Below are 19,324 nucleotides of genomic sequence, written 5' to 3'. Positions count from 1 at the left end.
CACCAGGATCGCGCCGTCCATCTGTGCCGCGCCCGTGATCATGTTCTTCACGTAGTCAGCGTGGCCCGGGCAGTCGACGTGTGCGTAGTGGCGGTTAGCCGTTTCGTACTCGACGTGCGCGGTGTTGATGGTAATACCACGTGCCTTTTCTTCCGGCGCTGCGTCGATCTGGTCGTACGCCTTCGCTTCGCCGCCGAACTTGGCGGTCAGAACCGTCGTGATCGCTGCCGTCAGCGTGGTCTTGCCGTGGTCAACGTGACCGATCGTGCCCACGTTCACGTGCGGCTTGGTCCGTTCGAATTTACCTTTTGCCATGTTTCTCTTCTTTCAAAAAAGTGGTGAATCGGTGACTGTGCTACGCGGACCCAGCCCATGCCAGGCCCGCTGCGTGCTCAAATGAGCGCCGATGCTTACTTCGCCTTCGCGCTGATGATCGCGTCGGCCACGTTACGCGGTGCTTCTGCGTAGTGCTTGAATTCCATCGTGTACGTTGCGCGGCCTTGCGACAGCGAGCGCAGCGACGTCGAATAGCCGAACATTTCCGACAGCGGCACTTCGGCGCGAACGATCTTGCCGCCGCCAACCATGTCTTCCATGCCCTGGACGATACCGCGACGGCTCGACAGGTCGCCCATCACGTTGCCCATGTAGTCTTCCGGCGTTTCGACTTCCACAGCCATCATCGGTTCGAGGATGACCGGGCTTGCCTTGCGCATTGCTTCCTTGAAGGCCATCGAGCCGGCCATGCGGAACGCGTTTTCGTTCGAGTCAACGTCGTGGTACGAACCGAACGTCAGGTGAACCTTCACGTCGACGACCGGGAAGCCCGCGAGCACGCCAGCCTTCAGCGTTTCCTGGATACCCTTGTCCACCGCCGGGATGAATTCGCGCGGAATCACACCGCCCTTGATCTCGTCCAGGAACTCGTAGCCCTTGCCCTGCTCGTTCGGCTCAAGCGTGATGACAGCGTGACCGAACTGGCCGCGACCGCCCGACTGCTTGACGAACTTGCCTTCGACGTCCTTCGCCGTAGCGCGGATCGTTTCGCGGTACGCAACCTGCGGCTTGCCGACGGTCGCTTCCACGTTGAATTCGCGCTTCATGCGGTCGACCAGAATTTCGAGGTGGAGCTCGCCCATACCCGAAATGATGGTCTGGCCCGATTCCTCGTCCGTCTGGACGCGGAACGACGGGTCTTCCTGCGCCAGGCGGTTCAGGGCGAGGCCCATCTTTTCCTGGTCAGCCTTGGTCTTCGGCTCGACGGCCTGCGAAATCACCGGCTCCGGGAACACCATGCGCTCCAGGATGATCGGGTTCGCCGGGTCGCACAGCGTGTCGCCCGTGGTTGCTTCCTTCAGGCCAACGGCTGCGGCGATGTCGCCTGCACGAACTTCCTTGATTTCTTCGCGGTTGTTCGCGTGCATCTGCAGAATACGGCCGAGGCGTTCCTTCTTGCCCTTGGTCGAGTTCAGCACGGTGTCACCCGAGTTGACGACGCCCGAGTACGCGCGGAAGAAGATCAGCTGGCCGACGAACGGGTCGGTCATGATCTTGAACGCGAGTGCCGAGAACTTCTCGTCGTCGGATGCGCGGCGCTCTGCCTTCTCGCCGTTTTCGAGTTCGCCCGTGACCGGGGGAATGTCCACCGGCGACGGCAGGAAGTCGATCACGGCGTCGAGCATACGCTGCACGCCCTTGTTCTTGAACGCGGTGCCGCACAGCATCGGCTGGATTTCGCAAGCGATGGTCCGGTCGCGGATCGCCTTGACGATTTCCGCTTCGGACAGCTCTTCGCCGCCGAGGTACTTTTCCATCAGCTCTTCGCTGGCTTCAGCAGCCGACTCGATCATCTTTTCGCGCCACTCGTTGCACGTGTCAACGAGTTCAGCCGGGATGTCGACGTAGTCGAACTTCGTGCCTTGCGAGGCCTCGTCCCAAATGATCGCCTTCATCTTCAGGAGGTCGACGACGCCCTTGAAGTTTTCTTCAGCGCCGATCGGCACCACGACCGGAACCGGGTTTGCCTTCAGGCGGTTCTTCAGCTGGTCGTAGACCTTGAAGAAGTTCGCGCCGGTACGGTCCATCTTGTTGACGAACGCGAGACGGGGAACCTTGTACTTGTTCGCCTGACGCCACACCGTTTCCGACTGCGGCTGCACGCCGCCCACTGCGCAGTAGACCATGCACGCGCCGTCGAGCACGCGCATCGAACGCTCAACTTCAATCGTGAAGTCGACGTGGCCCGGGGTGTCGATGATGTTGATGCGGTGCTCGGGGTAGTTGCCGCCCATGCCCTTCCAGAACGCGGTCGTAGCAGCGGACGTGATCGTGATGCCACGTTCCTGTTCCTGCTCCATCCAGTCCATGGTCGCGGCGCCGTCGTGAACTTCACCAATCTTGTGGTTCACGCCGGTGTAAAACAGAATGCGCTCGGTCGTCGTCGTCTTGCCGGCGTCGATGTGAGCGCTAATACCGATGTTACGGTAGCGCTCGATAGGAGTCTTGCGAGCCACTTTGATCCTCTATCGGGAGGTGCGCGCCGGGTTCGATCCCAACGGGTGAGACCCAACGCGCCTGAACACAAACGGGCGAGGCGCTTGATAAGCGCACCCGCCCGGAAATTTTTCCGTTTTTTGGAGCAAACCCGGTACGGGTTTTCTCTTAGAAGCGGAAGTGCGAGAACGCCTTGTTCGCTTCTGCCATCCGGTGAACTTCGTCGCGCTTCTTCATCGCGCCGCCACGGCCTTCGGCCGCTTCGGAGAGTTCACCTGCCAGACGCAGGGCCATCGACTTCTCGCTGCGCTTCTTCGCGGCTTCACGCAGCCAACGCATCGCCAATGCCATACGACGCGAGGGGCGCACTTCGACCGGAACCTGATAGTTCGCACCACCAACGCGGCGGCTCTTCACTTCCACCACCGGCTTCACGTTGTTGAGCGCGACAGTGAACACTTCCAGCGGGTCCTTGCCACCCTTGGTCTGGATCTGTTCGAAAGCGCCGTACACGATACGCTCGGCAACCGACTTCTTGCCGGAGAGCATCAGCACGTTCATGAACTTGGCTACATCAACGTTGCCGAACTTCGGATCCGGCAACACTTCCCGCTTGGGGACTTCGCGACGACGCGGCATGTTTCTTCCTTTAACTTTTCAGTTGAAGCGCGGGTGAATCCCTTGCGCTCCGCGGCCACCAACTAACCCGATTCATCCATTACGACTTACCAGCCTGGTCGGGTGACCACTTACTCGACAGCACCGGCCAATCCGGCACCTGTCGCTTTATCGCCGGCACTCGAAAGTGCGGACGACACCTGGCTCTTACTTCGCAGCCTTCGCGCGCTTCGCGCCGTACTTCGAACGAGCCTGCTTACGATCCTTGACGCCCTGGGTATCCAGCGAGCCACGAACCATGTGGTAACGCACACCCGGCAAGTCCTTCACACGGCCGCCGCGGATCAGCACGACCGAGTGTTCCTGCAGGTTGTGGCCTTCACCACCGATGTACGAAATGACTTCGAAGCCGTTCGTCAGGCGCACCTTTGCGACCTTACGGAGTGCCGAGTTCGGCTTCTTCGGCGTCGTCGTGTACACACGGGTGCACACGCCGCGACGCTGCGGGCAGTCCTGCAGGGCCGGCGACTTGCTCTTCGTAGCTTCCGAAGCGCGGCCTTTGCGAACCAGTTGATTGATGGTTGGCATTGTTTATTCCTGAAATTGAACAAAATCGACGCATTTATTTCCGGGCAAAGCGGAAAACCATGCATCTAAACTCCTACGAGAATTCCGGGATTGGCTAGTTGATGTTCGATTTCGTCAAATCAATCGACGAGCACGGACATCCCAAAGACCGGAACCCAGCATGATATTCCGAAAAGGCCAAGCGAGTCAATGGCTTGCGACATTTCGGAGGACGGAAGAAGTGACAGCGCCGCGACAGTCCGGCGGCGCGCGGAATACCCGACGGGCAAACGCCGCGCCTTATTCGTCGCCGACGACCTCGACGAGTTCCTCGCCAAAGCGCTCGAGCTTGCGCGCCCCGATGCCCGGAATGTCACGCAGTTCGTCCACCGACTCCGGGCCGTTGCGTGCGATTTCCGCCAGCGTGGCGTCGTGGAAGATGACGTAGGCCGGCACGCCCTCGCTCTTCGCGGTTTCGGTGCGCCACAGGCGCAGGCGCTCCCAGCGCGAGCGCTGACGCGGGCTCATACCAAGGGTCGGATCGGCGCGCTCGCTGGTGCGGCTCGACGACGTGCGCGTACGCGTGGGCTTCACGTAACGGCGCATCGTGACATTCTGCTCGCCCTTGAGCACCGCCTTGCTCGCCTCGGTGAGCACGAGCGAGCCGTAGCCGTCGTGGTCGACGGTGAGATAGCCGAACGCCACCAGTTGCCGGAAGATCGCGCGCCATTCCGGCTCCGACAGCGCGGAGCCGATACCGAAGGTGGAGATTTTCTCGTGCCCGCGCTGCAGGATCTTCTCGTTGCGATTGCCGCGCAGGATGTCGATCAAATGGCCGGCGCCAAAATTGAAGCCGCTCGCGCGCTGCGCGCGGAACACACACGAGAGCGCCATTTGCGCCTCGCGCGTCGCATCCCAGGTGGCGGGCGGCTCGAGGCACGTATCGCAGTTACCGCACGGCTTGCTCTCTTCACCAAAGTACGCGAGCAGGCGCACGCGCCGGCACGTGGCCGCTTCGCATAGGCCGAGCAGCGCGTCGAGCTTGCCCGTCTGCACACGCTTGTGCTGCTCGTCGGCTTCGGACTCGTCGATCATCTTGCGCTGCTGCACCACGTCGCCGAGACCGTAGGCCATCCACGCGTTGGCCGCCAGCCCGTCGCGCCCAGCGCGGCCGGTTTCCTGGTAGTAGCCTTCCACGCTCTTGGGCAAATCCAGATGCGCGACGAAGCGCACGTCCGGCTTGTCGATCCCCATGCCGAATGCGATGGTGGCGCACATCACCACGCCCTCCTCGCGCTGGAACAGTTCCTGGTGCTTCTGGCGCACCTCGAATTCCATGCCGGCGTGGTACGGCAGCGCGCGCAACCCCTGGCCTTTCAACCACTCCGCCGTTTCCTCGACCTTGCGGCGCGAGAGGCAATACACGACGCCTGCATCCGAGGTCCCATCCGCGCGCGTATGCTCCGCGCGGATGAAGTCGAGCAACTGCGAGCGCGCGTTGTCCTTCTCGACGATGCGGTAGCGGATATTCGGCCGGTCGAAGCTCGAGACGAACACACGGGCGTCGTCGAGCGCGAGACGGTGCGCGATCTCGTCGCGCGTGATCGCGTCGGCGGTTGCCGTGAGCGCGATGCGCGGCACGTTCGGAAAGCGCTCGTGCAGCACCGAGAGCTGGATATATTCGGGCCGGAAGTCGTGGCCCCATTGCGAAACGCAGTGCGCTTCGTCGATTGCAAAGAGGCCGATGCGCGTGCGCTCGAGCAGGTCGAGAAAGCGCGACGTCATGAGGCGCTCGGGCGCGACGTAAAGCAGGTCGAGATCGCCTTCGCGCAGCGCCCGCTCGGTGGCCGCCGCTTCGGCACCGCTCAGCGTGGAATTCAGATAAGCGGCACGCACGCCCACTTCGGTGAGCGCGGCCACCTGGTCCTGCATGAGCGCGATGAGCGGCGACACGACGATGCCGGCACCGAGCCCGGCTTCGTGCCGCACGAGCGCGGGAATCTGGTAGCAGAGCGATTTGCCGCCGCCAGTCGGCATCAGCACCAGCGAATCGCCGCCCCCTGCAACGTGCTCGACGATTTCGGCTTGTTGCCCTCTGAACGCGGGATAGCCGAAGACTTCGTTGAGGATTTCGAGGGAACGGGACATGAAAGCGGTGAGCGTGCGGAGCTAAGGCGGTGGGCAGGATTTTACCAACCCGGACGAGCCTTAACCGCCGCTACCGTGAAGATTGGCCATTCGGCCAGGAGAAACCGTAGAAGTCGCGCGCGGATCGCAAACGCAGACGACCCGGGTAAAGCGGATTCGTCAGGCAGCGACGCGCCGGCTCGCGATCCGAACCGCGCCGACGATCGTCACCACGGCCACGACCGCGGCGGCGATCGCGAACACGCTCATTCCGAAGAGCACGACGTTGGCGCCGACGAACATCAGCGAGCCGATCGTAAGCAGCGCGGCGCCGCCCTTGACCCGGCCCGCCAGCATCATGATGAAGCCGATGATCAGGAATGCCCACATCACAAGGAAGGTCGCAAAGAAGTTCGCTGCGGACTCGTTGCTGACGTGATGCAGTAGCTGAGAAAAGCTGGCGACACACGCCACCAGATTCAGGATGAGACCGACCCCGACCACCCACATGATTACCGCCTCCAGATTCAGGTAAATGCCGCCAGCGTCGTACGAAAAGACCCACACAGGCGGACTTGGCGCGCTACGTTAGCACGCCTCACCGATGTGCGCAGCGAGCGGGCCTGCACTGCGGCACGAGGCCGCAGGTGAAAGCGAAAAAACGCCGGCGCCAATAAAAAAAGCCGCCCGGTGAAAACCAGGCGGCTTTTGCGAGGGCATTCCAGCCCGCGGCGAAAGGCGGCTTGCGCCGCCCCACGCTTACTCGTCCGTCGTATGCGGCTGTTGCGGCTGCTCGGCGGCCGGGGTTTCCGGCGTACCGAACTCGAACGCTTCTTCCGCTGCGATCTGGTCGAAACGCTCGCGATCCGACGATTCCTTCGCACGGCGCGCCTTGTGGAACGCGAGACCCGTACCAGCCGGAATCAGACGGCCGACGATCACGTTTTCCTTCAGGCCACGCAGATCGTCGCGCTTGCCCATGATCGCCGCTTCGGTCAGCACGCGGGTCGTTTCCTGGAACGATGCCGCCGAGATGAACGAATCGGTCGAGAGCGATGCCTTCGTGATACCGAGCAGCACGTTCTCGTACGTTGCCGGGCGCTTGTCCTCGGCGTTCATCTTGTCGTTTTCGTCCAGCATGTCCGAACGCTCGACCTGCTCGCCCGGGATGAAGCGCGTATCACCGTTGTCGGTGATCTGCACACGACGCAGCATCTGACGCACGATCACTTCGATGTGCTTGTCGTTGATCTTCACGCCCTGCAGACGGTACACGTCCTGCACTTCGTCCACGATGTAACGCGACAGCGCTTCGATACCCTGCAGACGCAGGATGTCGTGCGGATCGGCCGGGCCGTCCACGATCATTTCGCCCTTGTTGACGACCTGACCGTCGTGGACCAGCACCTGCTTTTCCTTCGCGATCAGGAACTCGTGCTGATTGCCTTCGAGGTCCGTGATAACGAGACGCTGCTTGCCCTTCGTGTCCTTACCGAACGACGTCGTACCCGTGACTTCCGCCAGGATACCTGCGTCCTTCGGCGAACGTGCTTCGAACAGTTCCGCCACACGCGGCAGACCACCGGTAATGTCACGCGTCTTCTGCGCTTCGGTCGGGATACGTGCGAGCACTTCACCGACCTGCACTTGCTGACCGTCCTTCACGGTGATCAGTGCGCCGACCTGGAAGCCGATCTGCACCGAATGCTCTGTGCCCGGGATCTTCACTTCGTCGCCGTTCGCGTCGAGCAGCTTGACCTGCGGACGCACGCTCTTCGCCGCCTGCGAACCGCGGCGCTTCACGTCGATCACGACGAGGGTCGACAGACCCGTGACGTCGTCGATCTGCTTGGCTACGGTCACGCCTTCTTCGACGTTCTCGAACTTCACCGTACCGCCGTACTCGGTGATGATCGGGCGCGTAAGCGGATCCCACGTTGCGAGCTGCGTGCCGGCCTTGATCGCCGCGCCATCGAGCTGCAGCAGCGTCGCGCCGTACGGCACCTTGTGACGCTCGCGCTCGCGGCCGTGATCGTCGGCAATGATGGCTTCGCCCGAACGCGAGATGACGACCTGCTCACCCTTCGCATTCGTGACGTAACGCATCGTCGCCGTGAAGCGCAGCGTACCGTTCGACTTGGCTTCCACCGACGAAGCGACTGCCGCACGCGATGCCGCACCACCGATGTGGAACGTACGCATCGTGAGCTGCGTGCCCGGTTCGCCGATCGACTGTGCCGCGATCACGCCGACTGCTTCGCCGACGTTCACGCGCGAGCCACGGCCCAGGTCGCGGCCATAGCAGGCTGCGCACAGGCCGTAACGCGTTTCGCAAGTGAGCGGCGTACGCACGCGCACTTCGTCGATGCCGAGGCTTTCGATCGTTTCGACCGCGTCTTCGTCGAGCAGGTCGCCCGAAGCGTAGATCGTTTCCTGCGTTTCCGGATTGACGACGTCCGCCACCGCGACGCGACCGAGAATACGGTCACGCAGCGCTTCGACGACTTCACCGCCTTCCACGAGGGCCTTCATCGCCACGCCGTTCGACGTGCCGCAATCGTCCTCGACGACCACGAGATCCTGCGTCACGTCGACGAGACGACGCGTCAGGTAACCCGAGTTCGCGGTCTTCAGTGCCGTATCAGCCAGACCCTTACGTGCACCGTGGGTCGAGATGAAGTACTGCAACACGTTCAGACCTTCGCGGAAGTTCGCGGTAATCGGCGTTTCGATAATCGAGCCGTCCGGCTTCGCCATCAGGCCGCGCATACCCGCCAGCTGGCGAATCTGCGTTGCGGAACCCCGCGCGCCCGAGTCGGCCATCATGTAGATCGAGTTGAACGATTCCTGACGCGTTTCCTTGCCGTCGCGGTCGATGACCGGTTCCGTCGCGAGCTGCTCCATCATCGCCTTGCCGACCGCTTCCGACGTGTTCGACCAGATGTCGACCACATTGTTGTAGCGCTCTTGCGCGGTGACGAGACCCGACATGTACTGACGGTCGTATTCCTTCACCTTCTTCGCGGCTTCGCCGACGATGGTTTCCTTCTGCGGCGGCACGAGCATGTCGTCCACGCAGATCGAAATACCGGCGCGCGTTGCAAGGCGGAAGCCCGACTGCATCAGCTGGTCAGCGAAGATCACCGTTTCACGCAGACCGCACTTGCGGAACGCGGTGTTGATCAGACGCGAAATTTCCTTCTTCTTCAGCGGCTTGTTCAGCACCGAGAACGGCAGGCCCGGCGGCAGGATTTCCGACAGGATCGAGCGGCCAACGGTCGTCGCGTACAGCGAGATCTTCGGCACGAATGCCGGTGCGCCTTCCGACTTGTCCTCGTTGTGGACCATTTCGGTAATACGCACGTTGACGCGCGAAGCCAGTTCGACTTCCTTGTTCTCGTATGCGCGGAGCACTTCCGACACGCCCGTGAACGTCATGCCTTCGCCCTTGCCGTTGATCGCTTCACGCGTGGCGTAGTACAGGCCCAGCACGATATCCTGCGACGGCACGATCGACGGATCGCCGTTGGCCGGGAACAGGACGTTGTTCGACGCGAGCATGAGCGTACGCGCTTCCATCTGCGCTTCGAGCGACAGCGGAACGTGAACAGCCATCTGGTCACCGTCGAAGTCGGCGTTGAACGCCGCGCAAACGAGCGGGTGCAGCTGGATTGCCTTACCTTCGATCAGCACCGGCTCGAAAGCCTGAATGCCAAGACGGTGCAGCGTCGGCGCACGGTTCAGCATCACCGGGTGCTCGCGGATCACCTCTTCGAGGATGTCCCACACCACCGGCGTCTGGTTCTCGACTTCCTTCTTCGCAGCCTTGATGGTCGTGGCAACGCCCATCGTTTCCAGCTTGTTGAAGATGAACGGCTTGAAGAGTTCGAGCGCCATCAGCTTCGGCAGACCGCACTGGTGCAGCTTGAGCGTCGGACCCACCACGATGACCGAACGGCCCGAGTAGTCCACGCGCTTGCCCAGCAGGTTCTGACGGAAACGACCGCCCTTACCCTTGATCATGTCGGCGAGCGACTTCAGCGGACGCTTGTTCGCGCCCGTCATCGCCTTGCCGCGACGACCGTTGTCGAGCAGCGAGTCAACCGCTTCCTGGAGCATCCGCTTTTCGTTGCGGACGATGATCTCCGGCGCCTTCAGCTCGAGCAGACGCTTCAGACGGTTGTTACGGTTGATCACGCGGCGATACAGATCGTTCAGGTCCGAAGTCGCGAAACGGCCACCGTCCAGCGGCACCAGCGGACGCAGTTCGGGCGGCAGCACCGGCAGCACTTCGAGCACCATCCATTCGGGCTTGATGCCCGAACGCTGGAAGGCCTCGAGCACCTTCAGGCGCTTCGCGTACTTCTTGATCTTCGCTTCCGAGCCGGTGTTCTTCAGCTCGGTGCGCAGCGTTTCGACCTGTTCGTCGATGTTGATCGCGCGCAGGAGTTCACGCACGCCTTCCGCGCCCATTTCGGCACGGAATTCGTCGCCGTATTCCTCGACCTTATTGTAGTAATCCTCTTCGGTCATGATCTGACGCGCCTTCAGCGGCGTCATGCCCGGTTCGATCACCACATATGCTTCGAAGTACAGCACGCGCTCGATGTCGCGCAGCGTCATGTCGAGCACCATGCCCAGACGCGACGGCAGCGACTTCAGGAACCAGATGTGAGCGACCGGCGAGGCCAGCTCGATGTGGCCCATGCGTTCGCGACGCACCTTGGCGAGCGTGACTTCAACGCCGCACTTCTCGCAGATCACGCCACGGTGCTTCAGGCGCTTGTACTTGCCGCACAGGCACTCGTAGTCCTTGATCGGCCCGAAGATCTTCGCGCAGAACAGACCATCCCGTTCCGGCTTGAAGGTACGGTAGTTGATGGTCTCCGGCTTCTTCACTTCGCCGAACGACCACGAGCGGATCTTGTCCGGCGAGGCCAGACCGATCTTGATCGCGTCAAAAACTTCTTCTTGTTGGACTTGCTTGAATAGATCGAGCAGAGCTTTCATTGCCTTCTCTCCGTAGTCCGATTAGTTGCGGTCGAGGTCGATGTCGATGCCGAGCGAGCGGATTTCCTTCACCAGCACATTGAAGGATTCCGGCATGCCCGCGTCGATCACGTGGTCGCCCTTGACGAGGTTTTCGTACACCTTCGTCCGGCCCGTCACGTCATCGGACTTCACCGTCAACATTTCCTGCAGCACATACGAAGCGCCATACGCTTCGAGCGCCCACACTTCCATTTCACCGAAGCGCTGACCACCGAATTGCGCCTTACCACCCAGCGGCTGCTGCGTAACGAGCGAGTACGGACCCGTCGAACGCGCGTGCATCTTGTCGTCGACAAGGTGGTGCAGCTTCAGGTAGTGCATGTAGCCAACGGTCACCGTACGCTCGAACATCTCGCCCGTGCGGCCGTCGTACAGACGCACCTGGTTCTTCGACGGCGTCATGCCGAGGTTCTGAGCGACGTCGTCCGGGAACGCCAGATCGAGCATCTTGCCCATTTCCTCTTCGGTCGCACCGTCGAACACCGGCGTTGCGAACGGCACGCCTTCGCGCAGGTTCTTCGCCAGTTCGAGGATCTCGTCGTCGCTGAAGCTGTCGAGGTCTTCCTTGTGGCCCGACTCGTTGTAGATCTTCGTGAGGAACTCACGCAGCTCTGCAACCTTCGTCTGACGCGCAAGCATCTCGCCAATACGCCAGCCCAGACCCTTCGCGGCCCAGCCCAGGTGCACTTCGAGAACCTGACCCACGTTCATCCGTGACGGCACGCCGAGCGGGTTCAGCACGACGTCTGCCGGACGGCCATCGGCCATGTACGGCATGTCTTCGATCGGAACGATCTTCGACACGACACCCTTGTTACCGTGACGGCCTGCCATCTTGTCGCCAGGCTGCAGGCGGCGCTTCACCGCGAGGTACACCTTGACCATCTTCAGCACGCCCGGCGGCAGTTCGTCGCCTTGCGTGAGCTTCTTGCGCTTCTCTTCGAAGGCCAGATCGAACTGGTGACGCTTCTCTTCGATCGAGTTCTTGATCGCTTCGAGCTGCGCCGCTGCTTCTTCGTCCGCGAGGCGGATGTCGAACCAGTGGTAGTGATCCAGATCTTCGAGGTACGCGCGTTCGATCTTCGTGCCCTTCGCGAGCTTCTTCGGACCGCCGTTCGCGACCTTGCCTTCGAGCATGCGTGCGAGACGCTGGAACGCGTCGCCTTCCACGATACGCAGCTGGTCGTTCAGGTCGAGGCGATAGCGCTTCAGTTCATCGTCGATGATCTGTTGTGCACGCTTGTCGCGCTGGATGCCTTCACGCGTGAACACCTGCACGTCGATGACCGTACCGCTCATGCCCGAGGGCACGCGCAGCGACGTATCCTTCACGTCCGAAGCCTTCTCGCCGAAAATCGCGCGCAGCAGCTTTTCTTCCGGCGTAAGCTGGGTTTCGCCCTTCGGCGTGACCTTGCCCACGAGCACGTCGCCCGCTTCGACTTCCGCGCCGATGTACACGATGCCCGACTCGTCGAGACGGCCAAGCTGCACTTCCGCGAGGTTCGAAATGTCGCGCGTGATTTCTTCCGGTCCGAGCTTCGTGTCGCGTGCAACGACATTCAGTTCTTCGATGTGGATCGACGTGTAACGGTCGTCCGCAACCACCTTCTCCGAGATCAGGATCGAGTCTTCGAAGTTGTAGCCGTTCCACGGCATGAACGCGATCAGCATGTTCTGGCCGAGCGCGAGCTCGCCCAGATCCGTCGATGCGCCGTCAGCCAGCACGTCGCCGCGCGCAACCTTGTCGCCCATCTTCACGATCGGACGCTGGTTGATGTTCGTGTTCTGGTTCGAACGCGTGTACTTGATGAGGTTGTAGATGTCCACACCAACTTCACCAGCAACCGCTTCGTCGTCGTTCACACGAATCACGATACGGCCTGCGTCGACGTAGTCGACCACGCCGCCACGCAGCGCCTGAACCGTCGTACCCGAGTCGACGGCAACCGTGCGCTCGATACCCGTACCGACGACCGGCTTTTCCGGACGCAGGCAAGGCACGGCCTGACGCTGCATGTTCGAGCCCATCAGTGCACGGTTCGCGTCGTCGTGCTCGAGGAACGGAATCAGCGAGGCTGCAACCGAGACAATCTGCGACGGCGCCACGTCCATGTACTGGATGCGGTCCGGCGTGACCATCAGCGTTTCGCCCGCTTCACGCGACGAAACGAGTTCGTCGGTCAGCGTGCCGTCTTCAGCCACTGCCGCGTTCGCCTGAGCGATCACGTAACGGCCTTCTTCGATCGCCGACAGGTAGTCGATCTGGTCGGTCACCTTGCCGTCTGCAACCTTGCGATACGGCGTTTCGAGGAAGCCGTATTCGTTCAGGTGCGCGTACAGTGCGAGCGAGTTGATCAGACCAATGTTCGGACCTTCCGGCGTCTCAATCGGACACACGCGGCCGTAGTGGGTCGGGTGCACGTCGCGGACTTCGAAGCCTGCGCGCTCACGCGTCAGACCGCCCGGGCCCAGTGCGGAAACACGACGCTTGTGCGTGATTTCCGAGAGCGGGTTGGTCTGGTCCATGAACTGCGACAGCTGCGACGAACCGAAGAACTCGCGAATCGCCGACGAAATCGGCTTCGAGTTGATCAGGTCGTGCGGCATCAGGTTTTCGCTTTCGGCCTGGCCGAGGCGTTCCTTCACTGCACGTTCGACGCGCACGAGACCCGCGCGGAACTGGTTTTCCGCGAGTTCGCCCACGCAACGCACACGACGGTTGCCGAGGTGGTCGATGTCGTCCACTTCGCCCTTGCCGTTGCGCAGCTCGACGAGGATCTTGATCGTCGCGAGGATGTCGTCGTCCTGCAGCGTCATCGGGCCGACGATTTCGTCACGGCCGACGCGGCGGTTGAACTTCATACGACCCACCTTCGAGAGGTCGTACGCTTCTTCGCTGTAGAACAGGCGGTTGAACAGCGCCTCGACCGCTTCTTCGGTCGGCGGTTCGCCCGGACGCATCATGCGGTAGATCGCAATGCGCGCAGCCATCTTGTCGGCGGTCTCGTCGATACGCAGCGTCGACGAGATGTACGGACCCTGGTCCAGATCGTTCGTGTAGAGCGTCTGGATGTCCTTGATCTTCGCTTCGCGCAGCTTCTCGAGCACACTTTCGGTGATCTCGTCGTTCGCGTTCGCGATCACTTCGCCCGTGTCGCCGTCGACGACGTTCTTCGCGAGAACGCGGCCGAGCAGATAATCTTCGGGGACCGAAATGTACGTCGTCTTCGCGCTTTCGAGGTCGCGAATGTGCTTGGCGTTGATCCGCTTGTCCTTCTGGACAATGACCTTGCCTTCGCGATCGCTGATGTCGAAGCGCGCGACTTCACCGCGCAGACGCTCCGGCACGAACTCCATCTGCGCGCCTTCCGGCATCAGCGTGAAGTTGTCGAACACGAAGAAGTTCGCGAGGATCTGTTCCGGCGTGAGGCCGATAGCCTTCAGCAGGATCGTGACCGGCATCTTGCGGCGACGGTCGACGCGGAAGTACAGCACGTCCTTCGGGTCGAACTCGAAGTCGAGCCACGAACCGCGGTAAGGAATGATACGGGCCGAGAAGAGCAGCTTGCCCGAGCTGTGCGTCTTGCCCTTGTCGTGTTCGAAGAACACGCCAGGCGAGCGATGCAGCTGCGAGACGATGACACGCTCGGTGCCGTTGATGACGAACGAACCAGTCGGCGTCATGAGCGGAATTTCGCCCATGTACACTTCCTGTTCCTTCACTTCCTTGACGACCGGCTTGCTCGGCGATTCCTTGTCGAGCAGGACGAGACGTACCTTGGCGCGCAGCGCCGAGCAGTACGTCAAGCCGCGTTGCTGGCATTCCTTGATGTTGAATGCCGGCGACGACAGCATGTAGCTGACGAACTCTAGACGAGCAAAGCCGTTATGGGAAACAATAGGAAAAACGGACGAAAACGCTGCCTGCAGACCTTCCGGTTTGCGTTGTGCGGTCGCCGTTTCTGCTTGCAGGAATGTGCTGAATGATTCAAGCTGGGTAGCCAGCAGGAAAGGAACCTGGTGAACGATGGGGCGTTTCGCGAAACTCTTGCGAATACGCTTCTTCTCGGTGAAGGAATAGTGCATACGATCTCCGAATCACGGCGGGTAGGACGACCCGAGTGTTCACCGACTGAGACCCGATGGCTTCGCGAGCCCTGGAAGCTTGGTGGTTGGCCTCTACCAACCGCTGGCTGACGGCAACGGATTTCGGCTTGTCATAACGTGCCCGCTGCCCGACCAAACTTGCCTTCTGCAGTCGCTTCAGAAGACAAAGAGAAGCGTCGTGCGCACTGATGGTGCCCTTGAGGCACTCACCCGGCGAAAGACGTTTTTCTTTGGCTTCTGGGTCCCGCATCCCGCCTCCGACTTCTAAAAAATCGAACACAAAAACGCAGAACCCACAAAGCACAAAAAGGCCGGCGGTGTAAAAACCGCCAGCCTTCGCACAGCGCGCTGAAACTTACTTGATTTCAGCCTTCGCGCCGGCTTCTTCCAGCTTCTTCTTCGCTTCTTCAGCAGCAGCCTTGGGCACCGCTTCCTTCACGGGCTTCGGTGCGCCGTCGACCAGGTCCTTCGCTTCCTTCAGGCCGAGACCCGTCAGTTCGCGAACGGCCTTAATGACCGAAACCTTGTTTGCGCCGGCTTCGAGCAGGTTGACCGTGAATTCGGTCTGCTCTTCAGCAGCAGCAGCAGCGCCGCCGCCTGCCGGGCCAGCGACTGCCACAGCAGCTGCCGACACGCCAAACTTCTCTTCGAATGCCTTGACCAGTTCGTTCAGTTCAAGAACCGACATCGAGCCAACGGCTTCGAGGATGTCTTCTTTTGCGATTGCCATTTGAAATTACTCCAGATTTGAATTCGGAAACAGCTAGCGATCTTTCTCGCTTGCTCTTGCTCGTTCGTCTGCCTGAAATCAGGCAGCTTCTGCTTGCTTCTTCTCCGCCAGCGCGGCCAGAGCACGCGCGAAGCCGGAAACAGGAGCTTGCATAACGAACAGCAGCTTCGAGAGCAGTTCTTCGCGGCTCGGGATGTTGGCCAGCGCTTGCACGCCTGCCACGTCCATCACCTTGCCTTCGTAGGAACCAGCCTTGATGACCAACTTGTCATTGCCCTTCGCGAAGTCATTGACGACCTTCGCAGCAGCAATTGCATCTTCCGAGATGCCGTAGATCAGGGGGCCAGTCATCTGCTCTGCCAGCGGAGCAAACGGGGTACCTTCGACAGCGCGACGCGCCAGCGTGTTCTTCAACACGCGGAGGTACACCTGCTGCTCACGCGCTTTCGCGCGCAGCTTGGTCAGATCGCCAACCGCGATTCCACGATACTCGGCCAGCACCATGGTCTGAGCCTTCGCGACTTGCGCGGAGACTTCAGCCACGACGGCCTGCTTACCTTCTTTGTTCAGTGGCACGGTTAACCTCCAGATTCGACACACTTTGCTTTCGCTACATGTGCCGCGTTCAACAACGGCGACCGACCAGTCCGGAGTAAATCAGTTTGCATTGTCAGGCGTTACCGCCTGCATCCGCTCACATCAGCACTTCAAAACCTTTTCGGGTTCGCCATCTGCGTTGGCTTTGCATTAAGGAAGCACTCAACTGCTGCACTTCCGCCAACGGTCTTTGACAACCGGTTGCACCGCGCTTACTGCCGCTGCACAACCGCCCAAAGCCCTTTAAATCCACGCTGCTGCCCTTTCGAGCCTCAGCGCGGCAAAACTATTACGCTGTGAGCGACGTCTGGTCGACGCGAACGCCAACGCCCATCGTGCTCGAGACAGCGATCTTGCGCAGGTACACGCCCTTGCTCGTTGCCGGCTTCGCCTTGGTCAGCGCGTCGAGGAGCGCGTCCAGGTTGGTGCGCAGCGCGGTCGGCTCGAACGATGCACGGCCGATCGTGGCGTGGATGATACCTGCCTTGTCGACACGGAATTGCACCTGACCAGCCTTCGCGTTCTTGACCGCGGTCGCCACGTCCGGCGTCACGGTGCCGACCTTCGGGTTCGGCATGAGGCCACGCGGGCCGAGGATCTGACCGAGCGTACCGACGACGCGCATCGTGTCCGGCGAAGCGATCACGATGTCGAAGTTCAGGTTGCCGCCCTTGATCTGCTCGGCGAGGTCTTCCATACCGACGATCTCTGCGCCTGCTGCCTTAGCCTGCTCAGCCTTTTCACCTTGCGCGAACACTGCGACGCGGACCGACTTGCCGGTACCAGCGGGCAGAACGACCGAGCCGCGAACGACCTGGTCCGACTTCTTCGCATCGATGCCGAGCTGCACTGCAACGTCGATTGACTCGTCGAACTTCGCCGTGGCGCATTCCTTCACGAGCGACAGTGCGTCGCCGATCGGGTACTGTTTTTGGCGGTCAATCTTGGCAGCCAGTGCCTTTTGACGCTTGGAAACCTTAGCCATTTACACGCCCTCCACGACGATGCCCATCGAGCGGGCGCTACCAGCGATCGTGCGAACCGCTGCATCCATATCGGCTGCCGTGAGGTCCGGCATCTTGGTCTTCGCGATTTCCTCGGCTTGCGCGCGGGTGATCGTAGCGACCTTGTCGGTGTGCGGCTTGGCCGAACCCTTGTCGACCTTCGCTGCCTTCTTGATCAGAACCGTAGCCGGCGGCGTCTTCAGGATGAACGTGAAGCTCTTGTCCGCGAATGCCGTGATCACGACCGGAACCGGCAGACCCGGTTCCATGGCTTGAGTCTGCGCGTTGAACGCCTTGCAGAACTCCATGATGTTCAGGCCGCGCTGACCCAGTGCCGGGCCGACCGGCGGCGACGGATTGGCTTTACCTGCAGGAATCTGCAGCTTGATAAAGCCGATGATTTTCTTTGCCATGTTGAAAACCTCTTTGGAACGCGTGAGCGTTCTGGTGAGTGGTAGCGCGCGTTCACCACAATCTTCGCTGTGCCAACTGCTTTGGCGACATCTACAGCCGACTGGACTACTGGCGCTCCTCTACGGCCATAACGCGGACCGTAAGCGCGGAAAAACGGACCGCACCAAAGGCGCGATCCGTAGTATTCGATTTACAGCTTTTCGACCTGGCCGAATTCGAGTTCGACCGGTGTGGCGCGACCGAAAATGGTGACGGAGACCCGGACGCGCGACTTTTCGTAGTTGACTTCTTCGACGCTGCCGTTGAAGTCCGTGAACGGACCTTCCTTCACGCGGACCATCTCGCCGACTTCGAACAGGGTCTTGGGGCGCGGCTTCTCAACGCCTTCCTGCATCTGCGACATGATCTTTTCGACTTCGCGCGGCGAAATCGGGCTCGGGCGATTACGCGCCCCGCCGACGAAACCGGTCACCTTTGCCGTGTTCTTCACGAGGTGCCACGTTTCGTCCGTCATTTCCATCTCAACCAGGACATAGCCCGGGAAGAAACGACGTTCGGTCACCGATTTGTGACCACCCTTCACCTCGACGACTTCTTCAGTCGGAACGAGGATCTGGCCAAACTTGTCTTGCATGCCAGCACGTTCGATGCGCTCTTGAAGCGCACGTTGCACGCTCTTCTCCATGCCGGAGTAGGCGTGCACCACATACCAACGTTTTCCGCTCGGGGATGCCGGTGTATCGCTCATATCATTTCCAACCCAGAATCGCCGAGAAAATCACCCACTCGATGGATTTGTCGCAAACCCACAGAATGATGGCCATTGCCAGCACAAAGCCGAAGACCACCAGGGTCGTTTGCGTGGCCTCTTTGCGAGTCGGCCAGACGACCTTGCGAACTTCCTTGTACGAGTCTTTGGCAAACGCGATGAAGCTCTTGCCGGGCGCCGAGAGAAGACCGACTACCACCCCCGCGATCACGCCCACTGCGAGCGCTGCACCGCGGACATACCACTCCTGGCTACCGAGCCAGTAGAACCCTACGAACCCGGCCACAACCAACAATACACCCGCCGCAAGCATCAGCTTGTCGCTGGAAGTATTAACAGTTTCGACGGAAGGATTCGCCATAACACCTTAAAGAACAACGCGCCGAGGCGCGAGAAGTTGGCAGGGGCAGAGGGAATCGAACCCCCAACCTTCGGTTTTGGAGACCGACGCTCTGCCAGTTGAGCTATACCCCTAAACCATTTTGGGGTTGGCGGCATCGCCAACCCCGAAACCACTTAGTCGATCAACGAGACTGGCAAAAACTTACTCGATGATCTTTGCAACCACGCCGGCGCCGACGGTACGGCCACCTTCGCGGATTGCGAAGCGCAGACCTTCTTCCATCGCGATCGGAGCGATCAGCTTCACCGTGATCGACACGTTGTCGCCCGGCATGACCATTTCCTTGTCCTTCGGCAGCTCGATCGAGCCCGTCACGTCCGTCGTACGGAAGTAGAACTGCGGACGGTAGTTGTTGAAGAACGGCGTGTGACGGCCGCCTTCGTCCTTGCTCAGCACGTACACTTCAGCCGTGAAGTGCGTGTGCGGCGTGATCGAACCCACCC

At 60.8% G+C, this 19,324-nt stretch carries 15 protein-coding genes and 1 tRNA gene; all 16 read right to left on the bottom strand.

All coding sequences use genetic code 11. The features are described from left to right. Positions 1-315 (bottom strand): GTP-binding protein (locus tag E1N52_RS41455; protein WP_246089445.1); only part of this gene is annotated, 315 nt, incomplete at its 3' end. Between the two features lie 95 nt (positions 316-410). After that, positions 411-2,513, bottom strand: coding sequence for an elongation factor G (gene fusA, locus E1N52_RS41450; protein WP_133190723.1), 2,103 nt, complete (start codon positions 2,511-2,513; stop codon positions 411-413). A 148-nt stretch (positions 2,514-2,661) separates the two neighbouring features. Continuing rightward, a complete protein-coding gene (gene rpsG, locus E1N52_RS41445; RefSeq protein WP_006053291.1) occupies positions 2,662-3,132 on the bottom strand; it encodes a 30S ribosomal protein S7 in 471 nt (156 codons plus the stop codon). Positions 3,133-3,318: 186 nt separating this feature from the next. Then, positions 3,319-3,699, bottom strand: coding sequence for a 30S ribosomal protein S12 (rpsL, locus tag E1N52_RS41440; protein ID WP_027797953.1), 381 nt, complete (start codon positions 3,697-3,699; stop codon positions 3,319-3,321). A gap of 279 nt (positions 3,700-3,978) precedes the next feature. Then, entirely contained in the window at positions 3,979-5,826 is a 1,848-nt protein-coding gene (gene recQ / locus E1N52_RS41435; RefSeq protein WP_133190721.1) for a DNA helicase RecQ, read from the bottom strand. Between the two features lie 159 nt (positions 5,827-5,985). After that, positions 5,986-6,372 (bottom strand): hypothetical protein, encoded by a 387-nt coding sequence (locus E1N52_RS41430; protein WP_133190719.1) that lies wholly within the window; start codon positions 6,370-6,372, stop codon positions 5,986-5,988. A 192-nt stretch (positions 6,373-6,564) separates the two neighbouring features. Beyond that, complete coding sequence (gene rpoC, locus E1N52_RS41425; protein ID WP_133190717.1) at positions 6,565-10,815, bottom strand: DNA-directed RNA polymerase subunit beta'; 4,251 nt, start codon at positions 10,813-10,815, stop codon at positions 6,565-6,567. Positions 10,816-10,836: 21 nt separating this feature from the next. After that, positions 10,837-14,943 (bottom strand): DNA-directed RNA polymerase subunit beta, encoded by a 4,107-nt coding sequence (gene rpoB, locus E1N52_RS41420; RefSeq protein ID WP_069269333.1) that lies wholly within the window; start codon positions 14,941-14,943, stop codon positions 10,837-10,839. 376 nt (positions 14,944-15,319) lie between these two features. Continuing rightward, complete coding sequence (rplL, locus tag E1N52_RS41415; protein WP_027821097.1) at positions 15,320-15,694, bottom strand: 50S ribosomal protein L7/L12; 375 nt, start codon at positions 15,692-15,694, stop codon at positions 15,320-15,322. Positions 15,695-15,772: 78 nt separating this feature from the next. Continuing rightward, a complete protein-coding gene (gene rplJ, locus E1N52_RS41410) occupies positions 15,773-16,270 on the bottom strand; it encodes a 50S ribosomal protein L10 (protein ID WP_069269335.1) in 498 nt (165 codons plus the stop codon). A 310-nt stretch (positions 16,271-16,580) separates the two neighbouring features. Continuing rightward, positions 16,581-17,276 carry a 50S ribosomal protein L1 gene (rplA, locus tag E1N52_RS41405; RefSeq protein WP_133190715.1) on the bottom strand — a complete coding sequence of 232 codons (696 nt, stop codon included), beginning with the start codon at positions 17,274-17,276 and terminating at the stop codon, positions 16,581-16,583. After that, on the bottom strand, positions 17,277-17,708 hold the full coding sequence (gene rplK / locus E1N52_RS41400; protein WP_027797945.1) for a 50S ribosomal protein L11: 432 nt from the start codon (positions 17,706-17,708) through the stop codon (positions 17,277-17,279). 191 nt (positions 17,709-17,899) lie between these two features. Next, positions 17,900-18,457, bottom strand: a complete 558-nt coding sequence (nusG, locus tag E1N52_RS41395) for a transcription termination/antitermination protein NusG (protein ID WP_028208939.1) — start codon at positions 18,455-18,457, stop codon at positions 17,900-17,902. Between the two features lies 1 nt (position 18,458). Next, complete coding sequence (secE, locus tag E1N52_RS41390; protein WP_028208940.1) at positions 18,459-18,839, bottom strand: preprotein translocase subunit SecE; 381 nt, start codon at positions 18,837-18,839, stop codon at positions 18,459-18,461. A gap of 37 nt (positions 18,840-18,876) precedes the next feature. Then, a tRNA-Trp gene (locus tag E1N52_RS41385) sits at positions 18,877-18,952 on the bottom strand. A gap of 70 nt (positions 18,953-19,022) precedes the next feature. Beyond that, a partial coding sequence (locus tag E1N52_RS41380; protein ID WP_484217456.1) for an elongation factor Tu occupies positions 19,023-19,324 on the bottom strand: 302 nt, incomplete at its 5' end.

The sequence above is a fragment of the Paraburkholderia guartelaensis genome, from assembly GCF_004353905.1.
Classification (GTDB): domain Bacteria; phylum Pseudomonadota; class Gammaproteobacteria; order Burkholderiales; family Burkholderiaceae; genus Paraburkholderia; species Paraburkholderia guartelaensis.
Note: the sequence above shows the minus strand (reverse complement) of the source record. Positions and strands in the feature narration are given on the sequence as shown.